General features: G+C 55.9%; 23 protein-coding genes. 4 read left to right on the top strand and 19 right to left on the bottom strand.

Translation table 11 applies throughout. The features are described from left to right. Positions 1-22 precede the first annotated feature (22 nt). The 11 genes from ung to EF096_RS05350 form a co-directional block, all read right to left on the bottom strand. A complete protein-coding gene (gene ung / locus EF096_RS05400) occupies positions 23-715 on the bottom strand; it encodes a uracil-DNA glycosylase (protein ID WP_177412301.1) in 693 nt (230 codons plus the stop codon). Positions 716-717: 2 nt separating this feature from the next. Beyond that, on the bottom strand, positions 718-1,047 hold the full coding sequence (locus EF096_RS05395) for a hypothetical protein (protein WP_123888601.1): 330 nt from the start codon (positions 1,045-1,047) through the stop codon (positions 718-720). Positions 1,048-1,059: 12 nt separating this feature from the next. After that, on the bottom strand, positions 1,060-2,340 hold the full coding sequence (locus EF096_RS05390; RefSeq protein WP_123888600.1) for a flavohemoglobin expression-modulating QEGLA motif protein: 1,281 nt from the start codon (positions 2,338-2,340) through the stop codon (positions 1,060-1,062). A gap of 166 nt (positions 2,341-2,506) precedes the next feature. After that, positions 2,507-4,012: a lysine--tRNA ligase gene (gene lysS / locus EF096_RS05385; protein ID WP_123888599.1), complete on the bottom strand. Its 1,506-nt coding sequence runs from the start codon at positions 4,010-4,012 to the stop codon at positions 2,507-2,509. A 73-nt stretch (positions 4,013-4,085) separates the two neighbouring features. Next, a protein-coding gene (gene prfB, locus EF096_RS05380; protein WP_123888598.1) for a peptide chain release factor 2 occupies positions 4,086-5,181 on the bottom strand; the annotation gives its coding sequence in 2 pieces (ribosomal slippage) (positions 4,086-5,108 and positions 5,110-5,181; 1,095 coding nt in all). 123 nt (positions 5,182-5,304) lie between these two features. Then, positions 5,305-6,930: a methyl-accepting chemotaxis protein gene (locus EF096_RS05375; RefSeq protein ID WP_123888597.1), complete on the bottom strand. Its 1,626-nt coding sequence runs from the start codon at positions 6,928-6,930 to the stop codon at positions 5,305-5,307. 312 nt (positions 6,931-7,242) lie between these two features. Continuing rightward, on the bottom strand, positions 7,243-7,653 hold the full coding sequence (locus EF096_RS05370) for a hypothetical protein (RefSeq protein WP_123888596.1): 411 nt from the start codon (positions 7,651-7,653) through the stop codon (positions 7,243-7,245). A gap of 42 nt (positions 7,654-7,695) precedes the next feature. Further along, on the bottom strand, positions 7,696-9,951 hold the full coding sequence (locus tag EF096_RS05365) for an EAL domain-containing protein (protein WP_235869637.1): 2,256 nt from the start codon (positions 9,949-9,951) through the stop codon (positions 7,696-7,698). A gap of 145 nt (positions 9,952-10,096) precedes the next feature. Beyond that, positions 10,097-11,818, bottom strand: a complete 1,722-nt coding sequence (recJ, locus tag EF096_RS05360) for a single-stranded-DNA-specific exonuclease RecJ (protein WP_123888594.1) — start codon at positions 11,816-11,818, stop codon at positions 10,097-10,099. A 5-nt stretch (positions 11,819-11,823) separates the two neighbouring features. Next, positions 11,824-12,363, bottom strand: coding sequence for a YaeQ family protein (locus EF096_RS05355; RefSeq protein ID WP_123888593.1), 540 nt, complete (start codon positions 12,361-12,363; stop codon positions 11,824-11,826). 182 nt (positions 12,364-12,545) lie between these two features. Then, the gene (locus EF096_RS05350) at positions 12,546-13,043 is read right to left on the bottom strand and encodes an MgtC/SapB family protein (protein ID WP_123888592.1); all 498 of its coding nucleotides are present in this window, start codon (positions 13,041-13,043) and stop codon (positions 12,546-12,548) included. A gap of 168 nt (positions 13,044-13,211) precedes the next feature. Between EF096_RS05350 and EF096_RS05345 the strand changes: the two genes are divergently transcribed. Continuing rightward, the gene (locus EF096_RS05345) at positions 13,212-14,534 is read left to right on the top strand and encodes a diguanylate cyclase domain-containing protein (protein WP_158611239.1); all 1,323 of its coding nucleotides are present in this window, start codon (positions 13,212-13,214) and stop codon (positions 14,532-14,534) included. Here EF096_RS05345 and EF096_RS05340 read toward each other — a convergent pair whose 3' ends face one another. After that, positions 14,535-15,449: a DUF808 domain-containing protein gene (locus tag EF096_RS05340; RefSeq protein WP_123888590.1), complete on the bottom strand. Its 915-nt coding sequence runs from the start codon at positions 15,447-15,449 to the stop codon at positions 14,535-14,537. Between the two features lie 272 nt (positions 15,450-15,721). On the opposite strand from EF096_RS05340, the gene EF096_RS05335 reads away from it, so the two are divergent. Next, a complete protein-coding gene (locus EF096_RS05335) occupies positions 15,722-16,918 on the top strand; it encodes a CaiB/BaiF CoA transferase family protein (protein WP_123888589.1) in 1,197 nt (398 codons plus the stop codon). A gap of 378 nt (positions 16,919-17,296) precedes the next feature. Continuing rightward, positions 17,297-18,325, top strand: a complete 1,029-nt coding sequence (locus EF096_RS05330) for an IS30-like element ISPsp4 family transposase (protein WP_123888588.1) — start codon at positions 17,297-17,299, stop codon at positions 18,323-18,325. Positions 18,326-18,426: 101 nt separating this feature from the next. On the opposite strand, the gene EF096_RS05325 is transcribed toward EF096_RS05330, so the two are convergent. The 7 genes from EF096_RS05325 to EF096_RS05295 all read right to left on the bottom strand — a co-directional run bounded on the left by EF096_RS05325 (position 18,427) and on the right by EF096_RS05295 (position 26,400). Then, positions 18,427-19,632 carry a pyridoxal phosphate-dependent aminotransferase gene (locus EF096_RS05325; protein WP_123888587.1) on the bottom strand — a complete coding sequence of 402 codons (1,206 nt, stop codon included), beginning with the start codon at positions 19,630-19,632 and terminating at the stop codon, positions 18,427-18,429. Positions 19,633-19,647: 15 nt separating this feature from the next. Further along, positions 19,648-21,057: an amidase gene (locus EF096_RS05320; RefSeq protein WP_123888586.1), complete on the bottom strand. Its 1,410-nt coding sequence runs from the start codon at positions 21,055-21,057 to the stop codon at positions 19,648-19,650. 59 nt (positions 21,058-21,116) lie between these two features. Then, positions 21,117-22,067, bottom strand: coding sequence for a D-2-hydroxyacid dehydrogenase (locus EF096_RS05315; protein ID WP_123888585.1), 951 nt, complete (start codon positions 22,065-22,067; stop codon positions 21,117-21,119). After that, positions 22,064-23,317: an aspartate aminotransferase family protein gene (locus EF096_RS05310; protein ID WP_123888584.1), complete on the bottom strand. Its 1,254-nt coding sequence runs from the start codon at positions 23,315-23,317 to the stop codon at positions 22,064-22,066. Before EF096_RS05310 ends, EF096_RS05315 begins: the two co-directional genes overlap by 4 nt. Before the next feature lie 100 nt (positions 23,318-23,417). Next, positions 23,418-24,554, bottom strand: coding sequence for an isocitrate/isopropylmalate dehydrogenase family protein (locus tag EF096_RS05305; protein ID WP_123888583.1), 1,137 nt, complete (start codon positions 24,552-24,554; stop codon positions 23,418-23,420). Between the two features lie 4 nt (positions 24,555-24,558). Continuing rightward, a complete protein-coding gene (locus EF096_RS05300; RefSeq protein ID WP_123888582.1) occupies positions 24,559-26,019 on the bottom strand; it encodes an NAD-dependent succinate-semialdehyde dehydrogenase in 1,461 nt (486 codons plus the stop codon). Positions 26,020-26,163: 144 nt separating this feature from the next. After that, a complete protein-coding gene (locus EF096_RS05295; protein ID WP_123888581.1) occupies positions 26,164-26,400 on the bottom strand; it encodes a hypothetical protein in 237 nt (78 codons plus the stop codon). Here EF096_RS05295 and EF096_RS05290 point away from each other — a divergent pair. After that, positions 26,383-26,802 (top strand): DUF4399 domain-containing protein, encoded by a 420-nt coding sequence (locus tag EF096_RS05290; protein ID WP_177412299.1) that lies wholly within the window; start codon positions 26,383-26,385, stop codon positions 26,800-26,802. The two genes, EF096_RS05295 and EF096_RS05290, sit on opposite strands and share 18 nt — an antisense overlap. The last annotated feature ends 18 nt before the right edge of the window (positions 26,803-26,820 follow it).

The following is a 26,820-nucleotide window of genomic DNA, read 5'->3' as shown; positions in this document are numbered from 1 at the left end:
AACAAAGGTTTGACCAAGAAGCCTACTCAGCAGCAGGCAAACCCCAGTCGACGGGTGTGCGCCCTCGCTCTAGCAGATAATCGTTGGCAGCAGAAAAGTGGCCATTACCAATAAAGCCACGATGCGCCGATAGCGGGGAAGGATGGACCGAAGTTAGAACGCGGTGGCGCGTCTCATCAATCTGCTTTCCTTTGCGCTGAGCATAATTGCCCCAGAGCATGAACACACAGTCAGTGTGACTTTGGTTAATCACCTCGATGATCTTTGACGTGAATACTTCCCAGCCCCGGTTGGCATGAGATCCGGCATTGCCCTGCTCGACCGTCAACACCGAATTGAGCAGTAATACGCCCTGCTCCGCCCAGGATTGCAAACAGCCGTGACTCGGCATCGGTAAGTCAAAATCGCGCTGCAGCTCTTTCAATATGTTCTTGAGTGACGGCGGCTGACGGACACCCGGCGGAACCGAAAAACTCAAACCATGCGCTTGCCCGGGACCGTGATAAGGATCCTGACCAAGAATCACCACTTTAACTTGCTCCAGCGGCGTCGAGTTCAGCGCATTAAAGATCAAAGGTCCTGGCGGATAGATCTCCTTACCCGCCGCCTTCTCAGCCTGCAAAAAGGCCCTGAGGGACTGCATATAGGGCGCATCAAACTCGGCTTCCAGCGCCTGCAACCAGCCTGACTCCAGCTCAATACGCCGCTCAGCCATCACTACTTTGCCGCCGGCACTGTCTGCTCGATACAGCGCACCACGCGATCACGACTGTCCTTGAGCACACCAGAGAGACCGTTCATGTGGCTAGCGTGCAACACCAGGATACCGTCGACGCACTCAGCCTCATGCTTGGCCGGATTGCTGCGCAACTGCCCGGCATCCTCCGCGCCTACGGTGACCAGACGATAGTCTTCCAGCTCAAGCCCTTCTTCAGGCTTGGCAAAGTTCAGATAACCATAAAGGTGCAGTAACAACACGGTACACATGACGCTGGCCATTGCCGTCAGCATAAGCGGCAACTTGTTTATTTCACGGGACTCCGACATCTACAGCTCCAGTTAAAGAATATTGGCGTAGTCGGCTTCGACACGCTCCAAACTCAGGTTATTCAAGAACCCGGAAAAACACATCCAGGCGCTCAGTGCATTCAGATCAGCAAAGGGTGAAGGCAAGTAACGTGGAGGCACCACCAAGCCTTCCTCAACCAACTGGTTCAGGGTACGCATATCCTCCAGCGTGGTCTTGCCGCAAAATAGCAGCGGAATCTGCTGCAGCTTGCCTTTACGCACAGCCAGCTGAATGTAGTTGTAAGTGAGAATAAAGCCCTTGAGGTAAACCAGATCCTTGGTAAAGGGCAGACCGTTGCTGCTTGAGCCCCGGAATACGCGACTGGCATTGTTGTAGCCATCCTCACGCGAATAGCCCTCATCACGGTAGAACTGGAATACATCCATAAAATCGCCGCCAGTCTCGGCAATCTGAATCGCGCGGGTGCGGTCAGTCAACTTGCGCAAACGCGCAGGATAAGACGCGAACGTCAGCACCTCCATAAGAATCGCCAGGCCCTCCTGGGTAACCGTCGAAGACGGCGGGCCTTTAGCCAGGAAGGTACAAATTGGCTGATGCTGGCCATTCAAACTGGTCGCCACGTGCACCATACCCTCGTGCACCGCAAGAATGTTCAGGTCACGTTGGTTGAACTTGGCGTCACTGCGAATCTTGATATAGTCAGCCCCGGCGGCCGCGTCGGCAACAATGCCATCCGACTCGAATACCCGCACCGCCTGATCATCCGGGAAGGCGTCATTCATGCGCGCTTGCAGAATATCCACGGCTTCGGGAGCCGCAATTGTCTTGGGTTCACGGGCAATTTCCGTGCGAGCGATATTACTTAGCGACTCACTCAGCGCTATACCAAGGTCGGTCAGCGTCGGATCGCCGGCATGAAACGCATCGGAGGCAGCACCGTAAAGCTCCTGCGAGATCAGCCCGAAGTCAGCGCTGCCACGCGCCTCCAGCATACGAATCACCATGCGGTACTCACGACACATGCGACGCATGATCTGACCAACCGGATTGAAGGTGCCCAACTGGCGCGTTATGTCTCGCTCGATATCCTGAAACACCTGCCGCAACTCACCGGGGTTATACCCCAGGGGGCGCTGGGCATAATAATCGGGGGTGATATCAGGAATTGCCTTGCAGCGCTTCTGAAAAAAGCTATCACGGACGCTATCGTCCCATTTGATCGCATCCAACACGCGAATAGGCGCCTGCGCCTCGACAATGCGGTCCGATAAACTCCGAATCACCAGCTGATATTGCTCATTCTGTTTCACGGTAGCTCCCTTCGGTCGCAGCTGTAAGCTTCAAGCTGGAAGTGCGTTAGACAATTCTGAAGATCGCCTGATACCCCAGTAGAACAATCTTGGCGTCCGGCGACATGGCAATTCATTAACCGATGCCGCCTCTTGCTTCTAGCTTCCGGCTTGTAGCTGAAACGGCTTACGCCGTTTCTGGCCGCATGTGCGGGAACAGAATAACGTCCCGAATAGACGGCGCATCCGTCAGCAACATCACCAGACGATCAATACCAATACCCTCGCCCGCTGTTGGCGGCATCCCGAATTCCAGCGCACGGACGAAATCAGCATCGAAGTGCATGGCTTCGTCATCACCCGCATCCTTGTCCTTGACCTGCGCATGGAAACGCTCAGCCTGATCTTCAGCGTCGTTAAGCTCCGAATAAGCATTGGCGATCTCGCGACCACCGATGAACAGCTCGAAACGATCGGTCACGCTTGGATCATCATCGCTACGGCGCGCCAGCGGAGACACTTCAAACGGATAACGGGTGATAAAAGTAGGTTGCTCCAGCTTATGTTCAACCAGCTCCTCAAAAATCATGGTTTGCAGTTTGCCCAGCCCCTCGAAACCCTTAACGTCGGCACCGGCTTTCTTAGCGATGACGCGCGCACGGTCAAGGTCTTGCAGATCCGCGGCCGTGACTTCGGGGCTGTATTTGAGAATGGAATCGAATACCGAGAGACGTGCGAAGGGCTCGCCAAAATGGAACACCTTGCCCTGGTAGGGCACATCGGTACTGCCCAAAACCAGTTGAGCCAGTTCGCGGAACAGCTCTTCGGTAAGATCCATGTTGTCTTCGTAATCGGCGTAAGCCTGATAAAACTCCAACATGGTGAATTCCGGATTATGGCGCGTGGAAACACCCTCATTGCGGAAGTTACGGTTGATCTCGAACACGCGCTCAAAGCCGCCAACCACCAAACGCTTTAGGTAGAGCTCAGGCGCAATACGCAAAAACATCGGCAGATCCAGCGCATTATGATGCGTCTCAAACGGCTTGGCCGCGGCACCGCCTGGAATAGTCTGCAGCATAGGCGTTTCCACTTCGAGGAAGTTGCGCTCACTGAGAAACTTGCGGATATGCCCAATCACCCGAGAGCGGACCATAAAGGTGTTACGAGTGTCTTCGTTGACGATCAGGTCAACATAGCGCTGACGATAACGCTGCTCGGTATCCGTCAGGCCATGGTGCTTGTCGGGCAGCGGGCGCAAAGACTTGGTCAGCAGCTTGACCGCCGTCATATGCACATACAGATCACCCTTGCCGGAGCGCGCCAGGTTACCTTCTGCGGCGATGATGTCGCCCAGATCCCAATGTTTGATTTCTTCCAGCGTCTCAGCTGGCAAGCCTTTACGGTCAACGTAGACCTGCAGGCGGCCACTCATATCTTGCAGCACCATAAAGGCACCCCGATTGAGCATGATACGGCCAGCAATTTTGACCGGAATGGCCGTCTCAGCTAGCTCTTCCTTGCTCTTGTCGGCGTACTTTTTCTGCAGGTCGCCGCAATAGCTGTCAGGGCGGAAGTCGTTGGGGAAGACCGCGCCTTTTTCACGCGCGGCAGCCAGTTTGGCTTTACGCAGTGCAATGAGCTGGTTTTCTTCCTCGTGCTGAGCTTGCTGGTCTTGCTGCTGATCGGTCATGTCAATGGAATCCCGGAAAATCAAATCAATATAGATTGGCTGTAAGCAGTGAGCACTCGGCTGATTTCTGCGATTACAAACCCTGCTTCAGGCTGGCCTCGATAAACTCATCCAGATCGCCATCAAGCACTGCGTTGCAGTTGCTGTTCTCGATGCCGGTGCGCAAATCCTTGATCCGCGACTGGTCCAGCACATAAGAGCGAATCTGATGACCCCAGCCGATATCCGACTTGGTCTCTTCCAGTGCCTGTGCTGCTTCACTACGCTTCATCATTTCCAGCTCGTACAACTTGGCCCGCAACATCTTCATGGCGGTGTCCCTGTTGGCGTGCTGAGAGCGCTGGTTCTGGCAACTGACCACCGTATTGGTAGGTACGTGGGTTATACGCACGGCAGAATCAGTAGTGTTAACGTGCTGGCCACCAGCGCCGGAGGATCGGTAGGTATCAACCCGCAGGTCAGACGGGTTGATATCGATTTCGATATCATCATCGATTTCAGGGGCGGCAAACACCGCTGAAAACGAGGTATGTCGGCGATTACCCGAGTCGTACGGGCTCTTGCGGACCAAGCGATGCACACCGATTTCGGTGCGCAGCCAACCAAAGGCATATTCACCCTTGATATAAACGGTCGCACTCTTGATACCGGCTACCTCGCCCTCGGACAGCTCGACAATCTCGGTTTCAAAACCACGCTGATCGGCCCAGCGCAGGTACATGCGCAGCAGCATATTGGCCCAATCCTGCGCTTCAGTACCACCAGAGCCAGCCTGAATATCCAGATAGCAGTTGCTGGCATCCATCTCGCCGCTGAACATGCGTCGAAACTCCAGCTTCTCCAACGCTACCTGCAGCCGAGCCAGTTCCGCCACCACATCGTCTACGGCGCCCTGATCTTCCTCTTCCGCCGCCATTTCCAGCAATTCGGACGCGTCAGCCAGGCCGCTGCTCATCTGGTCCAGGGTTTCTACGATCTGCGCCAGTTGCGCACGCTCACGACCCAGATTCTGGGCGCGTTCAGGCTCATTCCAGACGCTGGGGTCTTCCAGTTCACGTTCAACTTCGATCAGGCGCTCATGCTTTTGATCGTAGTCAAAGATACCCCCGAATGGTTTCGGAGCGACTACGCAGATCTTTGATGGTGTTCAGAATCGGATTGATTTCCATATTGACTCATCCCGGCAGGAAAAAGCGGATATTGTAGCGGAAATCGGGTACCGAGTGCAGCGTCTAAGTGCGCTAGAAGAGACAGCCCCGGCTATCTCCTATAGCGCTTTGAGAGCAACAAACTCATAGTTTGAAGCGCGCGACCAGTTGATTTGAATCCACGGCCAAACGAGATAATTCGTGACTGGCAGAGCTTGTCTGCTCAGCTCCTGAGGCAGCCTGCATAGACAGATCGCGGATATTCACCAGATTACGATCTACTTCTCGTGCTACCTGCGCCTGCTCTTCTGAAGCACTGGCGATGACCATATTGCGCTCATTGATGGAGCCTATGGCTAGCGTAATCCTGCCTAGCGCTTCGCCTGAGGCTTGAGCCAGCCCGAGCGTCGAATTCGCCTGCCCCATGCTTTTTTGCATAGCTGATACCGCACTGGCGGCACCTTTTTGCACAATCGAAATCATTCTTTCGATTTCTTCGGTGGACTGCTGTGTGCGATGCGCCAGCGCACGAACCTCGTCAGCGACAACGGCAAAACCCCGACCCTGCTCACCGGCCCTGGCCGCTTCAATTGCCGCATTTAGTGCCAATAAATTAGTCTGCTCGGCTACCGCGCGGATAACATCGAGCACCTGAGTAATATCTCGAATATCGTTAGCCAGTCCTTCCACACTCTCTGAGGTAGCGGTCATATCGCTTGCCAGCTCATTGATCGCGGACACTGTTTGCCGCACCCGCTCACTTCCATCACGCGCACTTTCGTCCGTATCTTTGGACGCCTCAGAGGTACTCACGGCGTTCCTTGCCACCTCCTCCACCGCTGTCGTCATCTGGTTTACCGCGGTAGCTGCCTGCTCCATCTCATGGTTTTGCTGACGCATCCCCCGGTTAGAATCCTCAGTAACGGCGTTGAGCTCGTCCGCCGCAGACCCGAGCTGTATGGAAGAGCTGCTGATACTTTGAATAGTGTCACGCAAGCTGCTCTGCATCACTCTAAGTGCTTCGAGCAGCTGAGCAGCTTCATCCTTACCCTCTACGGCAAATCGCTGGGTAAGATCACCGGAGGCAATGGTTTGAGCGACGGTAACGGCTTGAGACAGGGGGCTGACGATACTGCGAATCAACATGAACGCAAGGATGACCGTAAGAATCATCGCACCAATGGAAAGCGCAACCACCAGGGTAAACCCGCTATTGAAACTCGCATCAGCCGTCTTGGTAGCCTCAGATGCACCAATACGATTAAGCTCCTTTAGTGCTTGAAGCTGCTGCATCATATCGTCGGCATAATCATTCAGTGTTGTATTGACCACCTCAAGCGCAGCCTCCCGCGCACCGCTTCTCTCCAAAGAGATAATCTTTGCCTGCTGCTCCATGTAGCGCTTCACTGAATTAGCGAAACGCTCATGCACGGCCTCCTCTTCTGGCGAAGAAATAAGCAACTTATAGCGGTCTTCGGCCGCATCCAGGGTCGCTTTCGCATCGCCCATGCGGCGAATGGTATCCTCGGTATCTTCAGGACTTTTCAGCGTCAGTAGACGTAGCGTCAACGCACGTACTCGACCAATAGCAACGCCCATATCATTGGTTGCAAGTATCGCTGGCAGCCAATTCTCATCGATCTGCTCGGACATGTGGTCCATGCGCTTCATCTGAGTCAATGAAAGCCCGGCTACCGCGACCAGCAATAGCGCTAGCAACGAAAAGCAGATGACAGCCCTAACACCAATACTCACGCTCCTGATTGACATAGACCTCTCCCTGAAACCCGGCTTCACATAACGATATAAAAACATAACCTGGAGACCAAGCCATGCATGCTATTGCAGAGTAGTACAGGCAACAGCACCTCGCCACGCAGGCAAAATGCCGAGCGCGCCGATAGCAATCCAGAGAATGAAAGAAACGAGGTTATGTATAAACACTGCTTTGCGTAGTTAGGCACCCGGAAATCCTATTGCCGATCACAGCGTGAACGACAATAGGAGGCACTAAGCTATTGGAAGCAAGCATCCCTAACTCGAGGTACAGCCATCAACTTTGTAGCCGTTCGCAATGAGCGATTAGCGACCAAAGCAACGCAAGAACACGAGAGTACCGACACCCCAGAATGCGTTGAGAATAAACCCAATGACGAAGCGAGCTGGTAACTGCGCCACATCAAACCCATAGCCTTTGAGGGGAAATACTACAATCAGAGCCACCAACGTCAAGGCGACGCCGCCAAATAGAGCGGCCTTAAGCCAAACAAGGCTATTACCCCAGCGGGCCAAAACCCATACCAGCGCCAGCCCCCAGAGCCCGCCCCAAAAAGAGGCCGATAATACCGACGGCACACCCAGGGGTTCAGTTGGCGTCAGCGAGAAAGGCGCAAAGGGTACGATGCCTGCCGAATGCAGCAAGCCCAAAGCGACCTGATGAAAGCAGAGAACTGCCAGGAAACCTGCCACAAATGCCAATAGCCAGCGCCGCATAAAATCACCCGTTCATTAAATGTCAAAGAACTATAGCAGCGCTTACTGCAAAAGCATTGCTTCAGCAGACACAGACTCACTCGAGACGCCAGAAAGACGCAACAGCACGGGATGTATCAGAGCAGCAGATTGCGGCTGGCTAAACCAATAACCCTGGATCAGTTGACAACCCTCAAGCTGCAGAAAGTCCATCTGCTCTAGCGTTTCGATGCCTTCAGCAACCACATCCATTTCCAGCCCACGACCGAGGCTGATAATAGCTCGACTGATCGCTTTCAACCGCTCATCGTGCGGCGCTTTGGTGACAAAGCTCTTGTCGACCTTGATGATGTGCAGTGGATAGCGGTGTAGATAGCCCAGAGACGAAAAACCCGTGCCGAAATCATCCAGCGCAATACGCACGCCCATGCTTTCCAGCTCGCGCAAGGTCGCTAATGTATCGGGTACATCGCGCATCAGCAGGCTTTCGGTAATTTCCAGAACCAAACTGGTCGCCGGCAAGCCAGACTCCTGCAGCACCTGCGCCACGCGTCGAGCGAAGCCAGCTTCCTGCAGCTGCCTGCTGGACAAATTTACCGAACAGCGCAGCCCGGGCAAGCCATCCTGCTGCCATTGACGTACTTGTGTGCAGGCCTGCTGCAGCACCCAATCACCGACCTTGACGATTTCACCACTTTCTTCCAACGCCGAGATAAACTCGTCCGGCGGCACCAGCCTGTCGTCCTGCCACCAACGCAGCAACGCCTCTACGCCAACCACCTTAGAGCGACCTGCCGACACTCTCACTATCGGTTGATAATAGAGTTCAAACTGCTTGCGCGAGAGCGCTTCGCTGAGTGCATTCTCCAGGTTAAGTCGCTGATGCACTTCCTCTTGCAGCCGATCGCTGAAAAGAGCGAGCTGCGACTTGCCAAAGGCCTTGGCTCGGTAAAGTGCCAAATCCGCTTCGCGCAGGGCATCCTGGTGATAGTCCTGCCCTTTGAGCGGCGCCACACCAATGCTGACACTAACGCTGAGTCGACGCCCATCAACAACCAGAGGGTACTGTAGTGCCTGCATGATGCGTTTGGCGACCAGCTCGGCATCATGCTCCAGCGCCATATCATCAAGCAGTACAACGTACTCATCACCGCCAAAACGACACAGGTGATCACCAGGACGCAGGCAACGCTCAATCCGATTGGCAACCTGAATCAATACCTGATCACCGGCTTGATGGCCCAGACTGTCATTGATCAATTTAAAGCGGTCAAGGCCGATAAAGAGCACAGCAGCCTTGCGCGCGCCAGGCTTGCGCTGACGCTGCAAAGCCTGCGCTATTAACTGGCTGGCGCTCTGTCGATTGGGTAGTCCGGTCAGGCTATCGTGCAGCGTAGCGTGGGCCAACTCCTGCTCAGCCTGCTTGCGTTGACTGATATCGGTCTGTGAGCCCGCCAGCAATCGCTTGCCATAGAGATCAGTACTCACTACGCCACGGATCAGCACCCAGACTAATTGCCCCCAGCTATCGCGCAATTGACACTCAACATGCAAAAAGGCCTGACGCCCTTCCAGGTGGGCCTGCACCGCCGATCGGAAAAGCAGACGTTGTGCCTCCGGCATCAGGTCGGCCCAGCCCTCGAAAGACATTGGCGCATGCTTGCTGTCGAGCCCGAGCATCGCTGACCAGCGCTCGGAGACATATAGGTAGTCGTCCTCGACATGCCACTCCCAGAGTCCATCATTGGCACCGCGCAAGGCTCTGGAATAACGGTCCTGACTTGCCTGCAGGGCCATTTTGTCAGCGCTTGCGTAACTATCAACCGTGAGCGCAATGTCAAAAAATGCCGCTTTCAAAAGACTGGCATAGAGCTGCTCCGCAAGCAGCGGTTGTTCAGCCCACTCACGGCGAATAGCCGTGTGCATATAGTCCAGATAGAAGTGGAAGGCGCCCAGGTACCATTTCAGCCCCAGGCCCTGTCCTTGATGCTTTAGCCCGACCAACAGACGCAAGCGCGCATACTGCATATCGTAGGGTCCACGCAGCATCCGCCGAAAGTAATGCTGTTGTTCGAGCTGCAGTTGCAGCAGCTGAGCAGACTCTTGCATCTGCTGGGCCGGCTCATCGAACTGCTCAAGGTGGATAAATAACGCGTGGATGCAATCGAGGTGAACTCGATCGAGTTGGCGCAGGTTTTCCTGCAATGCCGGGAGTCGGGCTTCAGTAATCAACAACAGGCGTAAACGCTGACGAATCTCGTCGGGATTCAAACCGAGATTGCGCTGCATTGCCACCAGCTTCTGCTTCAGATCGGGCACACGTGACATCCTTGCTCGTGCAATTATTTATGCGTCACAGAACGGCATACCGCTGAATTGTGACGCATTTCGCATTTTTGTACCGCTATCAGAACGGAAACCAAGCAAGGCGTCAATCCCCTCTTTGCGAAGGAGAAAGGTGACGCTACCCGTCCAGCGCCTCCAGATGACGCACCATGAGCTGCAGGCTCTGCCGGCCGCGAAACTCATTAATATCCAGCGTGTAGGCAATACGGACTCGGCTTACCTGCTGGTTTGGCCAGCACTGCGGATCAATATTAAAAGCAATAGCATCATAAAGGTCACTACCAGAGGGCGTTTGTAGCAGCATCTTCAGATGACGCTCGCCTACCAGGCGCTGTTGCACCAGTTTAAATTCGCCATCAAATAGCGGCTCAGGAAAGTGTTGCCCCCAAGGGCCAGCCTCGCGCAGATGACCGGCGGTCTGCATCGATAACTCGTGATCCTGCAGGCTACCATCCGACAGCAGGCGGCCAGTGAGGTCAGCCGCGCTAAGCTGACGTCGCACCTCTGTATCAAAGGCATCACGGAATGCAGCAAAATCGGATTCCAGCAACGACAACCCGGCGGCCATGGCATGCCCGCCAAACTTGCTGATCAGCTGTGGGTGCTGCGCAGCAACTGCGTCCAGCGCATCACGAATATGCAGGCCGGCAACTGAGCGCGCCGACCCCTTGATCATGCCTTCACCGGCATCAGCAAACGCAATAACCGGGCGATGGAAACGATCTTTAAGGCGGGACGCCAGGATACCAATCACACCCTGATGCCACTCAACATCAAAAAGACATAACCCAAAGGGTAAATCTGTCTCATCGAGCTGCATGGCATCAAGGGTTTTCAGCGCTTGCTGCTGCATGTCGCGCTCAATCGATTTACGATCGCGGTTAAGGCCATCAAGCTCACGCGCCATATCCAGCGCCAGCCCCTCGTCTTCGGTCAGCAGGCACTCGATACCCAGGCTCATGTCATCCAGCCGACCGGCTGCATTCAGTCTGGGGCCAACAATAAAGCCCAAGTCGGTCGATACCAGCTTGTCTGCAGGCCGCCCGGCGACTTCCAGCAAAGCGCGAATACCGGGGCGACAGCGGCCAGCACGAATCCGCGCCAAGCCCTGATGCACCAAAATACGATTATTTGCATCCAGTGGCACCACATCTGCCACTGTCCCCAGTGCCACCAGATCGAGCAGCTCAGCCAAATTAGGCTCAGCATGGGTGGCAAACCAGCCGCTATCACGCAGCTTGGCGCGCAGCGCCAGCATTACGTAGAAAATCACTCCGACACCCGCCATCGCCTTGCTCGGAAAGGCGCAGCCTGGCTGGCTAGGGTTGACGATGGCATCCGCCTGCGGCAGCTCGCTACCGGGCAGGTGGTGGTCGGTCACCAGCACCCGTAATCCGGCAGCCTTGGCCGCCGCCACGCCATCGATACTGGATATCCCGTTATCGACCGTTACCAACAGATCAGGGCTGCGCTGCAATGCGACCGCCACAATCTCCGGCGTCAGTCCGTAACCATATTCAAAGCGGTTGGGGACCAGATAATCAACCTGCTGCGCGCCGAGCATACGTAACGCCAGAACCGCCACACTGCTGGCAGTAGCACCATCAGCGTCAAAATCACCCACGACCAAAATTGATTGCTGTGCGGCCAATGCCTCGCACAAAACCTCGACCGCCGCATCCATCCCGCTGAGCTGCTGATAGGGCAGCAACGCACGCAAGCCCCGATCCAGCTCGGCAGCACTTTGCACGCCGCGCGTCGCGTAAAGCCGAGTCAATAACGGCGAGATGTCGCCAAGATCGGGCAGCTGTTCCGGTGGTTGACGAGATTCGATCAGCATAAAACTCAGCGCTCTCCCTGTAGCCACTCAAGAGCCAGCTCATGCTGTGCATCACCATCGCTAACATAGAGCACGCCATCGCTGATCATGACGCCCCAATCGATGGTACGCCCCATATTGGCGGCCAGCGCATCCAGCTCATCGGAAGGCAGTGCCGCAATGTTCAAATTTTTCAGCCCTGCTACTCCAGGCAACTGCTTGCTGGCCCACACCTTGGTATTGCCGTAGGCCAGCAGGGAGACTTTTTCTGCGCGGCGCGAACACCAGGTCAGACGCTCGGCGTCTGGCTGCCCAACTTCTATCCAGTGCTCGATGCGGTCATCCAGACTTTTGTGCCACAACGCGGCCTCATCCACATCCGACAGACCGCGACCAAACGCCAAGCGCTCCTGATACCAGAGCGCATAAGCCAGAATACGCGTAGCGAGCCGCTGCTCCGTCTCTGAAGGATGGCGCGCCACCGTCATGCGCACATTTTCGTAGACGCCCAGGTCGGTATCGGTGATGTTCAGTTGAACCTTGTAGGGAGTAGCCTGCAGCGCCATGAGAAATGCATCCTGATGAAAAATAGGCAGGCATTGTAACTGATCGTGTTGGCCAGAACCGAGGCCGGCAGCAATTCGATATCCGCCGCAACCTGGACTGCGGTGAATAAAAGCAGCGCGCCTCCTCGCCTTTGGCTTGTGCTATCGACTGTTCTGACTATGCGCCAGAACCCACGACCTACCTAGCTACCAGAGGAGTCGCGCCGCATCAGCGAGGGCACCAGGTGCAGGATGACGAACGCCATTACTGCTGCCAGAAGTGCGGTTGCCTCGTGCCCCAAACCGATAGTGACGCCAATGGCGGCGGTCAGCCAGACACCTGCGGCAGTAGTCAAACCCTTGACCTCGTCATTACGGTTACTTTTGAGGATAGTGCCCGCGCCAAGGAAGCCGACGCCCGCAACAACGCCCTGAATAACCCGGCTCATCGCATCGTCCATCGCCCCTGCCATATCCGGCACCAGAACAAAGAGCGCAGCGCCGAGCGACACCAGCATGTGCGTGCGCACCCCCGCCTCCTTGCCTTGCTGCTCACGCTCCATACCCAATAAGCCGCCCAGCAGAACCGCCAACACCAATCGAAGCGTCACGCGCGTACCCTGCTCTACGTCGGATAAATCAGAAAACTCGTGCAGTAAGGTACGACCTATCACATTAAGGGTTTCCTGCTCCCAGATCATATCGCCTCCCTGTCGCTGGCCATGGCAATTGCATTATCGATGCTATTCGGAGTCAAAAGCGTATCCAAGGTTCAGCGCTGGAAGAATTCATGCCAAAACGCCAGTATTGACCTGCAACCCGCAGCATCATGGTTATACTGGCCTAATGAATATCAAACGAGGCCCACGATGAGCCTGCTTTCAATCTTTATCTGCCTATTGCTAACGCTGATGGCGGCCGTACTTGTACTGAGCACCCGACAGAAAATGCGGCGCTTTCGAGCCATATTGGACCTGTCACCCAACGGCATCCTCATATTGGACCGCAAGCGCCGCATAAGCTGGCATAACAATTCCGCAGCCAAGCTACTGCAATGCCCCTCTCATCTACTCAATGGCACCCCGGTCAGTCGCTGGCTGCCGATGATGGAAACGCTACCGGTAAAGCTGCAGCGCCTGGAAACAGTGGCGCTAAACAACGAAATGACCAAGCATCAATTAAACGTTACCCGTCTGCACGACGTCGATAGGCGCACTCCTGTCCTGTTGATTCACCCGAACGAACCCGCCAGCGCCAGCCACGAAGCAATGGAGCGATTAAAACGTAGCCAGTATTTCGCCCAAATAGGCACATGGGACTGGGACATAGGAACCGATCAACTCTACTGGTCCGAAGCTATCTACGGCATGTTTGGCTATCAGCCAGGAGAAATCACTCCGTCCTACCAGCTATTTTGCGATAGCGTCCATCCGGATGATCGGGAGCAGGTTCGGGCCAGCGAGATGGTCTGTATCGAGACGGGCGCTACACATGATGAGGAGTACCGCGTGGTTTGGCCCGACGGTAGCGTCCACTCGGTGCGGGAAACCGGTAACGTGGTAAAAGATGAGCAAGGACGACCGTTCAAGATGATGGGCGTGGTCCGCGACATCACCGAAGACAAACGCTCAACCCAAGCGCTCGAGCAGCTAGCGCATCATGACCCGTTGACCGGCCTGCCCAACAGACTGATGCTGGAACAACGACTCAATGAAGCTCTTTCCGTTGCACGCAACCAAAAAACGCGCGTGGCGCTGGTGTTCATCGATCTTAATAATTTCAAACACATCAATGACAAACATGGGCACGCGATCGGTGACGAGCTACTGATAGAGGTCGCTGGCCGCCTACGCAAAGGCCTTAGAAGCAGCGACATGGTCGCGCGCCTGGGCGGCGACGAATTTGTGATACTGATGGAAGGATTGGCACCCGAGCTGCGATTAACCGAAGAAGCTCACAATCTGTGCGAAAAGATCTTTGCCGAGCTGGCACCACCATTAACGCTAAATGGCTGGCAGCATCGTATCGGCGCCAGCCTGGGGGTCGCGGTCTTCCCGGATCACGCCGTAACTATGGACAAGCTGATTCATGCTGCCGATCTGGCCATGTATGCGGCCAAACGCAGCGGCAACAACCAGTATCGAATCGGCGGCGACCTCACCACCCATGCGCACAATCTAAGCCAGCGTTAATCAGCGTTTACGCAAACGTCCGATCAAGGTAATAACGGACAAAATAACCACCCCCGCAACCACCCCCAGCCCAGAATTGATCAGTGTCGGCAATAGCCCGCCAAGTACGGTACCCACGAAAGGCAGCTCGCCTGCAATGCCTGCGCTGTTTTCAATCCAATGGTGCAACACACCGACACCGTGGGTAAGAATGCCACCGCCCACCATAAACATGGCTGCAGTACCTACGACCGAAAGCGTGCGCATCAACCAGGGTGCAAACCATAGAATACCCGCGCCCAGTTTCTGCGCCGCTTCGCTGGTTCGCTGAGCTAACGCCAGGCCAGCGTCATCCAGTTTCACGATACCCGCAACCAATCCGTAGACACCGGCGGTCATAACCAGTGCAATGCCCGACACCACAATCACCTGCTGCAAAAACTCAGCGTCAGCCACAGTACCCAGGGTAATAGCGATAATTTCTGCAGACAGAATGAGATCGGTACGCACCGCCCCTTTAATCTTTTCTTTTTCTCTGGCGACGATATCAGCAGGATCGCTGGATAGATTTTTGACTGTCTCTGCATGCTCCGCTTTGGTGTCATGCAGAAAACGATGCGCGAGCTTTTCCGCCCCCTCGTAGCAAAGAAAGGCACCACCCAGCATCAGCACAGGGGTGATCAGCCATGGCGCCACGGCACTGATCAGCAATGCCGCCGGCACCAAAATAAATTTGTTGCGGAAGGAGCCTTTGGCAACCGCCCAGACCACCGGCAGCTCTCGATCAGCCTTGACTCCGGTGACCTGCTGCGCGTTCAACGCCAGATCATCACCCAGTACGCCAGCGGTCTTTTTTGCGGCCACTTTGGTCATCAAGGAAACATCATCGAGCAATGACGCAATATCATCAATCAGTACGAGCAAACTGGTGGCCAAGGTGGCACTCCTTGTTCATGGCAATACAGAGGCTGGTAATTAACGGCAGTATGCGTATTTTTCTTTGTCGCTGCACCCAAGCCTCGCCTGAGCACCGCAGACCAATACGCTAACCGCAAGCAGCGGCCCGGTCCAGCGCAGGAATATCAGTGATATGACAGCACCCGGCCAGATTCGCTCCCCACGAATAACACCCCAACTCGGCCCGCTTTCTTGGGCTAGCCGCAATCGCCTACACTGTGCAACCAGAACAAAACTCATGAGGAGAGTGCATGAACGCCGCCAAACCCTTGGCTGGACTCAAGGTTATCGAGTTGGGCACTTTGATTGCCGGCCCTTTTGCTGCGCGCATCTGCGCGGAGTTTGGCGCCGAGGTTATCAAGGTAGAGTCACCCGACGGCGGCGACCCGTTACGTAAATGGCGCAAAGTTTATGAAGGCACTTCACTGTGGTGGTTTGTGCAGGCCCGCAACAAGCAGTCAATCACCCTCAACCTGAAGTCCGAGGACGGTATTCGCATCCTCAAGCAACTGTTGGCTGATGCCGACATACTGATTGAGAACTTCCGCCCCGGCACCCTGGAAAAGCTGGGCCTGAGCTGGGATATCCTGCACGAACTCAACCCGGCGCTGGTCATGGTAAGACTATCTGGCTTCGGCCAAACCGGGCCCTACAAGGATCAACCGGGTTTTGGCGCAGTAGGCGAATCGGTAGGGGGGCTGCGTTACATCACCGGGTTTGAGGATCGCCCACCGGTGCGCACCGGCATTTCCATCGGCGACTCTATTGCAGCGCTCTGGGCTGTCATTGGCGCGCTCATGGCGCTGCGCCACCGGGAGGTTAATCAAGGAAAAGGGCAGGTAGTCGATGTCGCCCTGTACGAAGCTGTATTTGCGATGATGGAAAGCATGGTGCCGGAGTTTGATGTCATGGGCTTTGTGCGTGAACGCAGTGGCAACATCATGCCTGGCATTACGCCCTCCTCCATTCACACCTGCAACGACGGCAAAGCAGTGCAGATCGGCGCCAATGGCGATGCCATTTTCCAGCGTTTCATGCGCGCTATAGGCCGTGATGACTTAGCCGAGGATGTATCCCTGGCCGACAATGCTGGCCGCGATGAGCGACGTGACGAGTTATATGCATTGATCGACAGCTGGGCAGCGCGACGCACACAAGAGGAGGTACTGGCAGTGCTCAACCGCGCGGAGGTGCCCGCAAGCAAGATCTACTCCGCTGCTGATATGTTCAAAGACCCTCAGTACCTTGCACGCGAGATGTTCCTCAACGCCACCCTACCCGATGGCAAGGCGTTCAAGATGCCGGGCATAGTGCCCAAGTTGACCGAAACGCCAGGCAGCGTGCAGTGGACTGGACCGGCTCTGGGCGAGCACACACACCAGATATTGTCGCAACTGGGTTATTCAAGTAAGGATCTGGAAAGGCTACGTAAAGAGAAAGTAATTTAACAAGAAGCAGTTAAATCGCAGTGCTGAATGAATAGATTACTGACGACACATCACTTGCAGATTTTACACTTACAAAGCGGCCGCGCCACAAAACGCGGCGTGGCAATTTAGCAACTGACCCGGATCAGATGCCTTAAGCGCTTACTTACTAACCAAGCCAGCGTTTAACGAAGCCCCAGGAATGAGAGAATGGCCAGAACAATGACAACGGCACCCACGATATAAATAATTCTATTCATCAGGCTTTCTCCTTTTAGATGAAATAACCGCAATGAGTTTAATCATTGCGGCCTCATCTATTGGACAACCGCTTTAGCAAAAGAGGGCGGCGGCAAAAACTGAGTGCAACACCTGACCTTTCCGGTACGGTGCTGCCCTATGTCTTATTCCGAACTCAGCGTTGCAGAGCGTGCCACCATTCAAGTTAGTCATGCCCAAGGCCTCAGCTTGCGCAGGATTGCCTGCTTGATCAACCGATCCCCTTCGACGGTCAGCCGAGAGATGCGCCGCAATCGAGATGCAGCTGGCAGCTACTCGGCCCGCGTGGCTCAGCAGCGGATGAAGGTCCGCCGCCAGGCTTGTCGGCCCATGCGAAAGCTGCTGCCAGGTAGTGAGCGCTTTGAACTGGTGATCCATATGCTGCGCCAGCGTTTGTCTCCCGAGCAGATTGCCGGCAAGCTGCGCAGTATGAACATACCCAGTCTTAGAGATGCCTACGTCTGTCGCGAGACGATCTACAACGCGATCTATGCCCTGCCCGTCGGTGAGCTGCGCAAGGAGTTGATCCTTTGTTTGCGCCAAGGCAAGACGACACGTAGACCACGCCTTGGCGGTGTGGATCGGCGCGGGCAGATTCCAGAGATGGTCAGCATTCACTTGCGCCCGCCGGAAGTTGAAGACCGACTGATGCCGGGGCATTGGGAAGGCGACCTTATTAAGGGTAAGGCTAACGCCTCGTCTGTAGGTACGCTGGTGGAGCGCACTAGTGGCTACCTGATGCTGGTGAAGATGAACGACGCGACGGCGACCTCGGCAATGGAGGGCTTCAGCGCCGCCCTCAATAACATGCCGCTGGCGATGCGCAAGAGCATGACCTACGACCAGGGCCGGGAAATGGCACAGCACGCCGAGATCACCCAGAGAACCGGTGTGGCGATCTACTTCTGTGACCCACACAGCCCTTGGCAGCGCGGCAGCAACGAAAACATTAATGGCCTGATCCGCCAGTACCTGCCCAAGGGCACTGACTTGTCGGTACATAGCCAAGAAGAACTGGATGCCATTGCGTTTCAACTGAACATGCGTCCACGTAAGCGCTTCGATTTCAAATGTCCTATCGAAGTCATGAGCGAAGTGATGCAGAAAGCCTTGGCTATGCAATATGATGCTCCTGCGTCAATTCAATAACCGTGTTGCACTCAGCTCCTGCAACCGCCGAGTTTATAAAAGCCCGATTTATAGTCGCTTTTCAGCAACCAGTGCACAAAATGAAATAACCGCACTACCCATCACCCAAAGTCCTGCTTCGCCATCCACGGAATAATCCGCTCAAATGCCTCTTCGATCTTATCCAGCGACGTCGAATAGCTCAGGCGCAGGGCGTTGTTGCAGCTATTACCAAAGGTCTCGCCGGGGATGGTACAAACTCCGGTTTCCTTCAGTAGTCGCAGCGCCACGTTGGTGCCATTGACGCCTTCCGGCAAAGAGGGAAACAGGTAAAAAGCACCCTCTGGCTTATAGCCGGTCAAATGAGGGGTCTGCTCGACCAGCTCCACCAGACGATCACGCCGCCGGGTATATTCCGCCAGCATATGATCGGTAAACTCGCTGCCGCCACGCAGTGCCGCCACCCCTGCCCACTGAAAAGGCGTGTTGGCGACCGTAGTAGTAAACATATGATAGCGCCGCAACTTCTTGATAGCCGCCTGACTAGCGATCAGCCAGCCAATACGCATGCCCGCCATGCTATAGGTCTTGGAAAAACTGCTGACCACCATCACATGATCCAGGTCGCTGCAGCATGAGAGCACCGATGGGTACTCCTTGCCGTCATAGACCAAGTGGTCATAGACCTCATCACTGATAACGTGAATGCCGCGATAGGCCGCCTCTTCGAGAATGGCCTCCAGCGTCTCCTTGGGATACAGAGTACCGGTGGGATTGCTGGGTGAGTTCAGCACAATCGCATGGGTATGCGGCTCGATGGCGTCAATCACCTCTTGCGGGTCAAGCTGATGATTGTTTTCCGCACGCGTCGGAATTTCAGTCACCTCGCCGCCATTCATACGAATCAGGGGCGCGTAAAGCATGAAGGCAGGATCGGGAACAATAAAGTGCCGCCCTGGCGCCGCCACTGCGGTCAGCGCCAAATAAATTGCCTCAGTCGCACCCGTCGTCACCAGAATATTATCGGCCGTCAGTTCACGCTGATAGCGATCTCCGTAATAGGTTGCCAACGAGTCCAGCAACTCCGGCAAACCGGCATCCATGGTGTAACCCGTCTGTCCCGCCTGCAGAGCCTCAACCGCTGCATCCACCACGTTTTTTGGTGCAGGAAGGTCAGGCTGTCCAATCGACAGATGAATCACATCTTCCAGGCTGGAGGCCAGGTTGACCATTTTTCGAATACCCGGGATGGGAATGGTCAGCAGTGCTGGATTCCACATCGGATCTTCAGATTCGTACAGGTCTACATCACTTGTTCCAAGTGCCATAACACTCTCCCCGGGTCACGCAGTAAACAGGTCTGGACGACGGTCAGTCAAAGGCGCAGCCTGCTGATAGGCATAGCCAGCCTGCAACACCAAAGCGTCGTTAAAGCGTGCGCCTACCAACTGCAGCCCCATGGGTAAACCTTTGCTATCAAAACCACAGGGTACTGACAGTCCGGGCTGACCCGTCATGTTGAAGGGGTAGGTAAAGGGCGTCCAGGTTGGCCAGCGTGTGCTGGGCCAATCTTCGGGGACCTCACGTCCGGTCTTGAAGGCGGTGATGGGCAGCGTTGGAGTCAGCAGCAAATCGTACTTCTGATGGAATCCAGCCATACGCTCGCGCAGCGCCATCGACTCGTTCACCGCGCCCATGTAATCGAGCATACTCAGACGCGATGCCTTTTCTGCCACCTTGATCAGTTCAGGGTCCATTACCGCACGCTTCTTGGCACCCAGATCACGGATAGCGTTGGCGGCACCGCCATAGAATAGATGGCCGAAGGCGGCGAGAGGATCGCTGAACCCGGGATCGACCCGCACCACCTCGGCACCAAGCGACTCAAATACCCTGGCGGCCTCAGCCACCGAGGCTTCTACTTCCTTATCTACATCCACATAACCAAGGTTAGGGCTGTAAGCGATTTTCAGGCCCTTTACCCCATCTTTCAGATTGGCCAGATAATCGATATTGCGCCGCGGTACCGCATTAGTATCGCGGTGGTCTGCCTCGCACAGCACGTTCATCATCAGCGCACAATCTTCAACCGTCCAGGTCATCGGACCAGCGTGGGCCAGGGTACCGAATGGGCTGGACGGCCAGTGCGGTACTTCACCAAAGGAAGGCTTCAGACCAACGATGCCGCAGAAAGCAGCGGGAATGCGGATAGAGCCACCGGCATCCGTACCCAAGGCGATCGGCGCCATACCGAGCGCCACCGCCACACCGCTGCCGCCACTGGAACCACCAGAGGTGGTATCCGGATTCCAAGGGTTATTGGTTACCCCTGTGACCGGGTTGTCAGTGACGCCTTTCCAGCCCAACTCGGGAGTAGTGGTTTTGCCTATGGGCACATAACCATGACGCGCCAGAGCGGCCGTACAGGGCGCCGACTTACCCATGGTGCTCTGCGGATCAACGGTATGAGAGCCTTTGATGGTTGGCCACATCGGCGTCAGAAATACGTCCTTGACCGCAACGGGCACCCCATCGAGCAAGCCATTGGCTTCGCCACGCTGATAGCGCTGCTCTGCCTCGCGAGCGAACCCCAAGGAAGTCTCCCGATCAACCAGGCAAAAGCCATTGGTATGTTTATCCACCCGCTCGATCTGATCCAGCATCGCAGTGGCAACCTCGACCGGTGACAACTGCTTATCGGCATAATGTTCCCGCAGTTGTACCGCTGTCATTTTAAGAATGTCCTGGGACATATCCGCCTCCTTAGGTGGAAAACAACCTTATAGAACTGAACACCTGTTTCGCGTGACGCTCAGCTTTTTCCTTTATCAACCTGATTGAACAGGGCCTCACTAGCCAACCAACGCTCGAGATTGGCCTTGAACTGCTCACCCAGCGCCTGACGCCAGCCGACAAAATCGCCCGACATATGCGCCGACATCATCACATTGGGCATATCCCAAAGCGGGTGATTGGGCGGCAAGGGTTCAGGTTCGAACACATCCAGCGCAGCGCCAGCAATTACCTTCTGCTGCAATGCCTCGACCAGGTCATCAGTGACCACTACCGCGCCACGGCCCACATTGATCAGCACCGCCTCAGGCTTCATCTGCGCCAGCGTCCGTTGATTGATCAAACCTTCTGTTGTGGGCGTTAGTGGCGCGGTGATCACCACGTAATCTGCGCTTGGCAAGTGCTTATGAAGGTCATCGTTGGCTACCACACGTTTGAAGTGCGGGGTCTCACGTGCACTGCGAGCCACACCCGTCACCTCGAGACCTAAGGCGCTGAGCAGCCGTGCAACCTCACCACCGATGGAGCCAGCGCCAATAATCAATGCCTGTTTACCGCTGACAAGCTCGGTTTCTCGGTGCTGCCACTGATGCGCGCGCTGATGCTGCAGATTACCCAGCGTATCCTTGGCAAAAAGCAGCACCGCACCCAGTACATACTCGGCAATACCCAGATCGAAGACACCTCGCGCATTGGTCAGCACTAGGTCATTTTCAACCAGCGCGGGGAACAGCAGGGCATCAACCCCGGCACTGGTGGCATGTACCCATTTGATGCTGTGCTGCGCTGGCCAGCAGCTTTCCAGCAGCCCGGTACGAAAATCGGTCACGACCAGAATATCGGTCTGCGGGAGCTGCTCACGCAGCTGCACCTCAGCACTGACGGTCGTCAGCTCAATCCCGTTGGGGAGTGATTCAAGCCCCGGCAAAGGTGGCTCACCGGGCGCAACCAGCACCAGAATGCGAGTCACTCAGCCACCTCCTGCAGCGCCTTGGCGAAGCGCGATACGGCGTCGTCAATTTCGCTTGCAGACACGGTCAGTGGCGGCAGCCAACGCACGATTTGGCCGTCGGTACCGCAACGCAAGAGCAGCAGCCCGTGGGCCTCGGCGGCGGCGCTCAACTTGGCCGCGATATCCGCCCTAGGGGTGCGGTGGTCGTCGCCAATCTCCATGCCCAGCATCAAGCCCTTGCCGCGAATGGTGTCGATAAAACGATAGCCTTGCTGCAGCTCGCTCAATTGACTCAGCAGACGAGCGCCCTGCTTTTCGGCATTGGCTACCAGTTGCTCGTCATCAAAGACTTCGAGTGTGGCCAGGGCCGCCGCACAGGCAACCGCGTTGGCGCCATAGGTACCACCTTGCGAGCCAGGCATGCCTTTGTTCATCAGTTCCTCGGACGCAGCAATGGCCGACAGTGGGAAGCCGCTCGCCAGCCCCTTGGCGGTAATCACTACATCGGGCTGCACATCGAAGTGCTCATGGCTCCAGAACTTGCCGGTACGACCATAGCCCGCCTGAATTTCATCGCAGATGAAGAGAATGCCATGCTTTTTACAGCGCTCGGCCAGCCCCTGCATAAAGGCTTTATTGGCCGGGTAATAGCCAAACTCACCCTGCACCGGCTCAATGATCATGGCTGCGGTGTCGCTGGGGGCAGACTGGGTTTTCATGATGTGATCAAGCTCTTGCAAGGCAAAGTCGGTGGCCTGCTCTTCTGTCCAGCCGTGGCGATAACCATGCGGAAAGGGTGCAACGACGACGCCGGCCATCATCGGATGGAAGCCGGTGCGTACTTTGGTACCCGAGGTGGTTAGCGAGGCTGCAGCCATGGTGCGACCATGAAAGCCGCCATCGAACACAATGATATTGGCGCGGCCAGTGGCGTGACGCGCGAGCCGCAAGGCGGCTTCTACCGCTTCGGAGCCCGAGTTGGTAAAAGCGACCGAGTCGATAGCGCCCGGCATACGCTCGGACAACCGATCGGACAGATCCAGCATGGGCTTATGGGCAACGGTGGTGTATTGCGCATGAACAATCTTGCCTACCTGCTCACGAGCAGCAGCGACTACTTTGGGGTGGCAGTGACCGGTACTGGTAACGCCAATACCGGAAGTAAAGTCCAGATAGCGTTTACCGTCGACGTCAAACACCCAACTGCCTTCGCCCCGTTCCACACACACCTTACTGGCTTGCTTCAGCAGTGGTGACAAATGACTCATAGCCTGTCTCCTGTCCTTTCAGCGGACGTCGCGCCCGCTTTTGCTCGAAAATAGATAGGCCAGCGACTCGCCAAGCGAGCCCTGACACAGCAGAAGGGGGTTACAGTCCGGCGATGACGCCAGCGGTAACCTCCTGACAAGTTCGCGAAGCACCTGCGGCCGTCACCAGATCCTTGGCAACCGCCATACGCAGGCGCTCTGCAGCTTGTGCGCAACCCACCCAGTCCAACATCATGGCTGTGGTGAGCAACATGGCAGCAGGGTTGGCTTTCCCCTGACCGGCGATATCCGGCGCGCTACCATGAGTGGGTTCAAACAGCGCGGGCATGTCCCGGCTGTCTGGATTGATATTGCATGACGGCGCCAGCCCCAAACCGCCCGAAAGCACAGCGGCCAGATCCGTCAATATGTCTCCATGCAAGTTACTCGCCACCACCACGTCGAACGCCCATGGCGTCTGTACAAACTTCATACAGGCGGCATCAACCAGCTCATGGTGAACGCCTATTTCCGGGAACTCACTAGCCACCTCGGCAAACACCTCGGTGTACATATCGCCCCAGAAAGGCTGTGCATTGCGCTTGGTGATCAGGCAGACCTGTGCACCAGCACTGCCCTTTTCGGCGCAGAAAAACGCGTTACTGCCTTTTGGCCGAGCAGCGAGTCGCTGTTGCGCACGCCGAAAAGCGTGACGAACCAGACGTTCGGTACCATGACGGGTAAACACCTCCAGCTGGGTCGCCACCTCCTGTGCAGTACCCCGGTTAAGGCGACCGCCCTGGTTAACGTACTCCCCCTCACTGTTCTCGCGAATAACCAGCATGTCGACATCAGCAGCGCGTGGATCAGCAAGATATTGCGGTGCACCCGGCAACAACCTGGCAGGGCGCTCGCACGCCCACAACTGCAAGCCCTTGCGAAAGGTCAGCAGTGGCGCCAGCGAGATACTGTCAGGTAGCAGATAACGCTGGGCATCACTGCTTGGCCCCGGATCGCCCAGAGCACCAAGCAAGAGCGCGTCATAACGCTGCACTTGCTGCAGCGCATCTTCCGGCATCATCTCGCCGTGTTGCTGGTGCCAGGCGGTACTGGGCCACGACAGTGTTTCCCAATCCAGCGGCAGCGGCTCAATCTCGTGTAGCGCCTGCAGCACAGCATCAGCCGCCGCCATGACCTCGTGACCGATGCCGTCACCCGGCATCAGCGCGATTTTCTTGCGTGCAGCCTGCTGAGCCATCAGATTATTGTGCCCCCATGCACAGGTATTTGATTTCCATGTACTCTTCGATGCCGTGGCTGGAGCCTTCCCGACCAAGACCGGATTCCTTCACGCCACCAAAGGGAGCTGCAGCGTTGGAGACCGCCCCTTCATTCACACCGATAATGCCGGCCTCGAGCTCATCCGCCACACGCCATACCCGATGAATATTGGTGCTGTAGAAATAAGCGGCCAAGCCATAAGGGGTATCGTTGGCGATCTCCAGGGCTTCCTCTTCGGTATCAAACTTGATCACGGCAGCCAGGGGACCAAAGGTCTCGTCTTCACACAGCTGCATGTCTCGGGTGACGCCGGTAATCAGCACGGGCTCAACGAAGTTACCGTTGTCGCCTTCGGGAACGGCACCCGCCACATGCTTGGCGCCTTTGCTCATCGCGTCCTTGAAGTGATCCTGCACTTTTTTCACCGCCGCGCGGTTGATCAACGCAGACTGCGTCACGCCTTCTGCAAAGCCATCGCCCAGCTTGAGTTTGCCCATGGCCTCGGCCAGTTTCTCGACAAAGCGATCATGAATACCGGCTTGCACCAGGAAGCGGTTAGCGCAGACACAGGTCTGTCCGGTGTTACGGAACTTGCAGATCATCGCGCCTTCTACCGCGCGATCCACATCGGCGTCATCGAATACCAGGAAGGGAGCGTTACCGCCCAGCTCCAGCGAGACTTTCTGGATATGCTCGGCGCATTGCGCCATCAGCTGGCTACCAACGCTGGTCGATCCGGTAAAGCTGAGCTTGCGCACTACAGAGCTGCCGGTCAGCACATCACTGATGACTGAGGCTTTACCTGTCACCACGTTAAACACCCCGGCGGGGATACCCGCCTCGTCCGCCAATTCAGCCAGGGCCAGCGCGGTATAAGGCGTCGCACTGGCGGGCTTGACGATCATTGAGCAGCCCGCAGCCAAAGCCGCGCCTGCTTTGCGAGTAATCATTGCGGCGGGGAAATTCCACGGCGTGATAGCGGCCGTCACGCCAATAGCCTGCTTGGTCACCACAATATGCTGGCCGGGCTTGGCGCCAGGAATGGTTTCGCCGTAAACACGGCGTGCTTCTTCTGCAAACCAGCGAATAAAGGATGCCGCGTAATCAACCTCGCCACGTGACTCAGTCAGGGGCTTGCCTTGCTCAAGCGTCATCAGGCTGGCGATATCTTCTTTATGCTGCAATATCAAATCATTCCAGCGCAGCAGCAGATCGGCTCGCTCCTGCGCTGTCTTTTTACGCCAGACCTTGAACCCGGCATCGGCCTGTTTGATCGCATCCTGCAGCTCCGCTTCGCTCAACACCGGCACAGTCCCCAAAATCTCACCATTGGCGGGGTTATCTACGTCTATGGTTTTGCCATCACTGGCGCCCACCCACTTACCGCCGACATAACACTGCTGGCGAAACAAACGTGAGGTTTTAAGGCGAGATACCGACATGGACGAACTCCTTGAAACTGTCATTAACAGGGTTCAAATCGCAGACAGACGCGGCATAACGGCGCTGTCAGATTCAAACCCAAGTTGAGCGTAAGAGCGCATTGAGCGAGCTTAATGCCCCACTTACCAAGCGCAAATACAGGTTTAATTCCCCTCCAGACTAGGCAGATTTTTCAGCGGAAGCAAACCGCCGAACGGTAGCGAACGGACGGATAAAAACGCTGTCGCACTTAAGTTGGTCTGCCTTTTGTTTTTTGCTGCTGCCGCTCCAACAAGCGACAAAGATCCGTTAAAAAGGCCTTGGCGCAGGCTGGCTGGCGGCGTCTCAAGCTGCTGTTTGTTCATCATAGAAGGAGTACTTTCATGCATAAAATCGCCCATACCCTTTCCGCGTTGTTGCTGGGTGGCCTTAGTACACTGGCCATGGCCGAGACACCCGCCGAGACACCCGACGTCTTTTTCATCAGCCCTGCTGATGGGGCGACCGTAACCTCTCCTGTTACCGTGCAGTTCGGCTTGACCGGTATGGGCGTGGCGCCAGCAGGTGTCGAACGCCCTGGAACTGGCCACCACCACCTGTTGATTGATGCAAAGAGTTTGCCGCCGGCAGGACAGCCGATTCCGGCCGACGAGCATCACAAACACTTTGGCGGCGGACAAACACAGGTGAGCCTGGAGCTACCGCCGGGCGAACATACGCTGCAGCTGCTGGTCGGTGATCAAAACCATGTCCCGCTGGAGCCCTCCGTAGTCTCTGAGAAAATCAGCATAACGGTTGAGTAAAGCGCAATAACCGCTGCG

The organism is Pseudomonas neustonica (genome assembly GCF_003797945.1).
Classification (GTDB): Bacteria; Pseudomonadota; Gammaproteobacteria; order Pseudomonadales; family Pseudomonadaceae; genus Halopseudomonas; species Halopseudomonas neustonica.
This window is presented reverse-complemented; position numbering and strand designations above follow the sequence as displayed.

What these genes read in the sequence shown, in the direction of transcription:
- EF096_RS05290 (WP_177412299.1), top strand. Translation starts at nt 26,383, where the DNA reads ATGCATAAAATCGCCCATACCCTTTCCGCGTTGTTGCTGGGTGGCCTT.
- EF096_RS05305 (WP_123888583.1), bottom strand. Translation starts at nt 24,554, where the DNA reads ATGGCTCAGCAGGCTGCACGCAAGAAAATCGCGCTGATGCCGGGTGAC.
- EF096_RS05295 (WP_123888581.1), bottom strand. Translation starts at nt 26,400, where the DNA reads ATGGGCGATTTTATGCATGAAAGTACTCCTTCTATGATGAACAAACAG.
- EF096_RS05395 (WP_123888601.1), bottom strand. Translation starts at nt 1,047, where the DNA reads ATGTCGGAGTCCCGTGAAATAAACAAGTTGCCGCTTATGCTGACGGCA.
- recJ (WP_123888594.1), bottom strand. Translation starts at nt 11,818, where the DNA reads ATGCTGATCGAATCTCGTCAACCACCGGAACAGCTGCCCGATCTTGGC.
- EF096_RS05355 (WP_123888593.1), bottom strand. Translation starts at nt 12,363, where the DNA reads ATGGCGCTGCAGGCTACTCCCTACAAGGTTCAACTGAACATCACCGAT.
- EF096_RS05370 (WP_123888596.1), bottom strand. Translation starts at nt 7,653, where the DNA reads ATGCGGCGCTGGCTATTGGCATTTGTGGCAGGTTTCCTGGCAGTTCTC.
- lysS (WP_123888599.1), bottom strand. Translation starts at nt 4,012, where the DNA reads ATGACCGATCAGCAGCAAGACCAGCAAGCTCAGCACGAGGAAGAAAAC.
- ung (WP_177412301.1), bottom strand. Translation starts at nt 715, where the DNA reads ATGGCTGAGCGGCGTATTGAGCTGGAGTCAGGCTGGTTGCAGGCGCTG.
- EF096_RS05300 (WP_123888582.1), bottom strand. Translation starts at nt 26,019, where the DNA reads ATGTCGGTATCTCGCCTTAAAACCTCACGTTTGTTTCGCCAGCAGTGT.
- EF096_RS05335 (WP_123888589.1), top strand. Translation starts at nt 15,722, where the DNA reads ATGAACGCCGCCAAACCCTTGGCTGGACTCAAGGTTATCGAGTTGGGC.
- EF096_RS05375 (WP_123888597.1), bottom strand. Translation starts at nt 6,930, where the DNA reads ATGTCAATCAGGAGCGTGAGTATTGGTGTTAGGGCTGTCATCTGCTTT.
- EF096_RS05350 (WP_123888592.1), bottom strand. Translation starts at nt 13,043, where the DNA reads ATGATCTGGGAGCAGGAAACCCTTAATGTGATAGGTCGTACCTTACTG.
- EF096_RS05325 (WP_123888587.1), bottom strand. Translation starts at nt 19,632, where the DNA reads ATGGCACTTGGAACAAGTGATGTAGACCTGTACGAATCTGAAGATCCG.
- EF096_RS05330 (WP_123888588.1), top strand. Translation starts at nt 17,297, where the DNA reads ATGTCTTATTCCGAACTCAGCGTTGCAGAGCGTGCCACCATTCAAGTT.
- EF096_RS05320 (WP_123888586.1), bottom strand. Translation starts at nt 21,057, where the DNA reads ATGTCCCAGGACATTCTTAAAATGACAGCGGTACAACTGCGGGAACAT.
- EF096_RS05345 (WP_158611239.1), top strand. Translation starts at nt 13,212, where the DNA reads ATGAGCCTGCTTTCAATCTTTATCTGCCTATTGCTAACGCTGATGGCG.
- EF096_RS05310 (WP_123888584.1), bottom strand. Translation starts at nt 23,317, where the DNA reads ATGAGTCATTTGTCACCACTGCTGAAGCAAGCCAGTAAGGTGTGTGTG.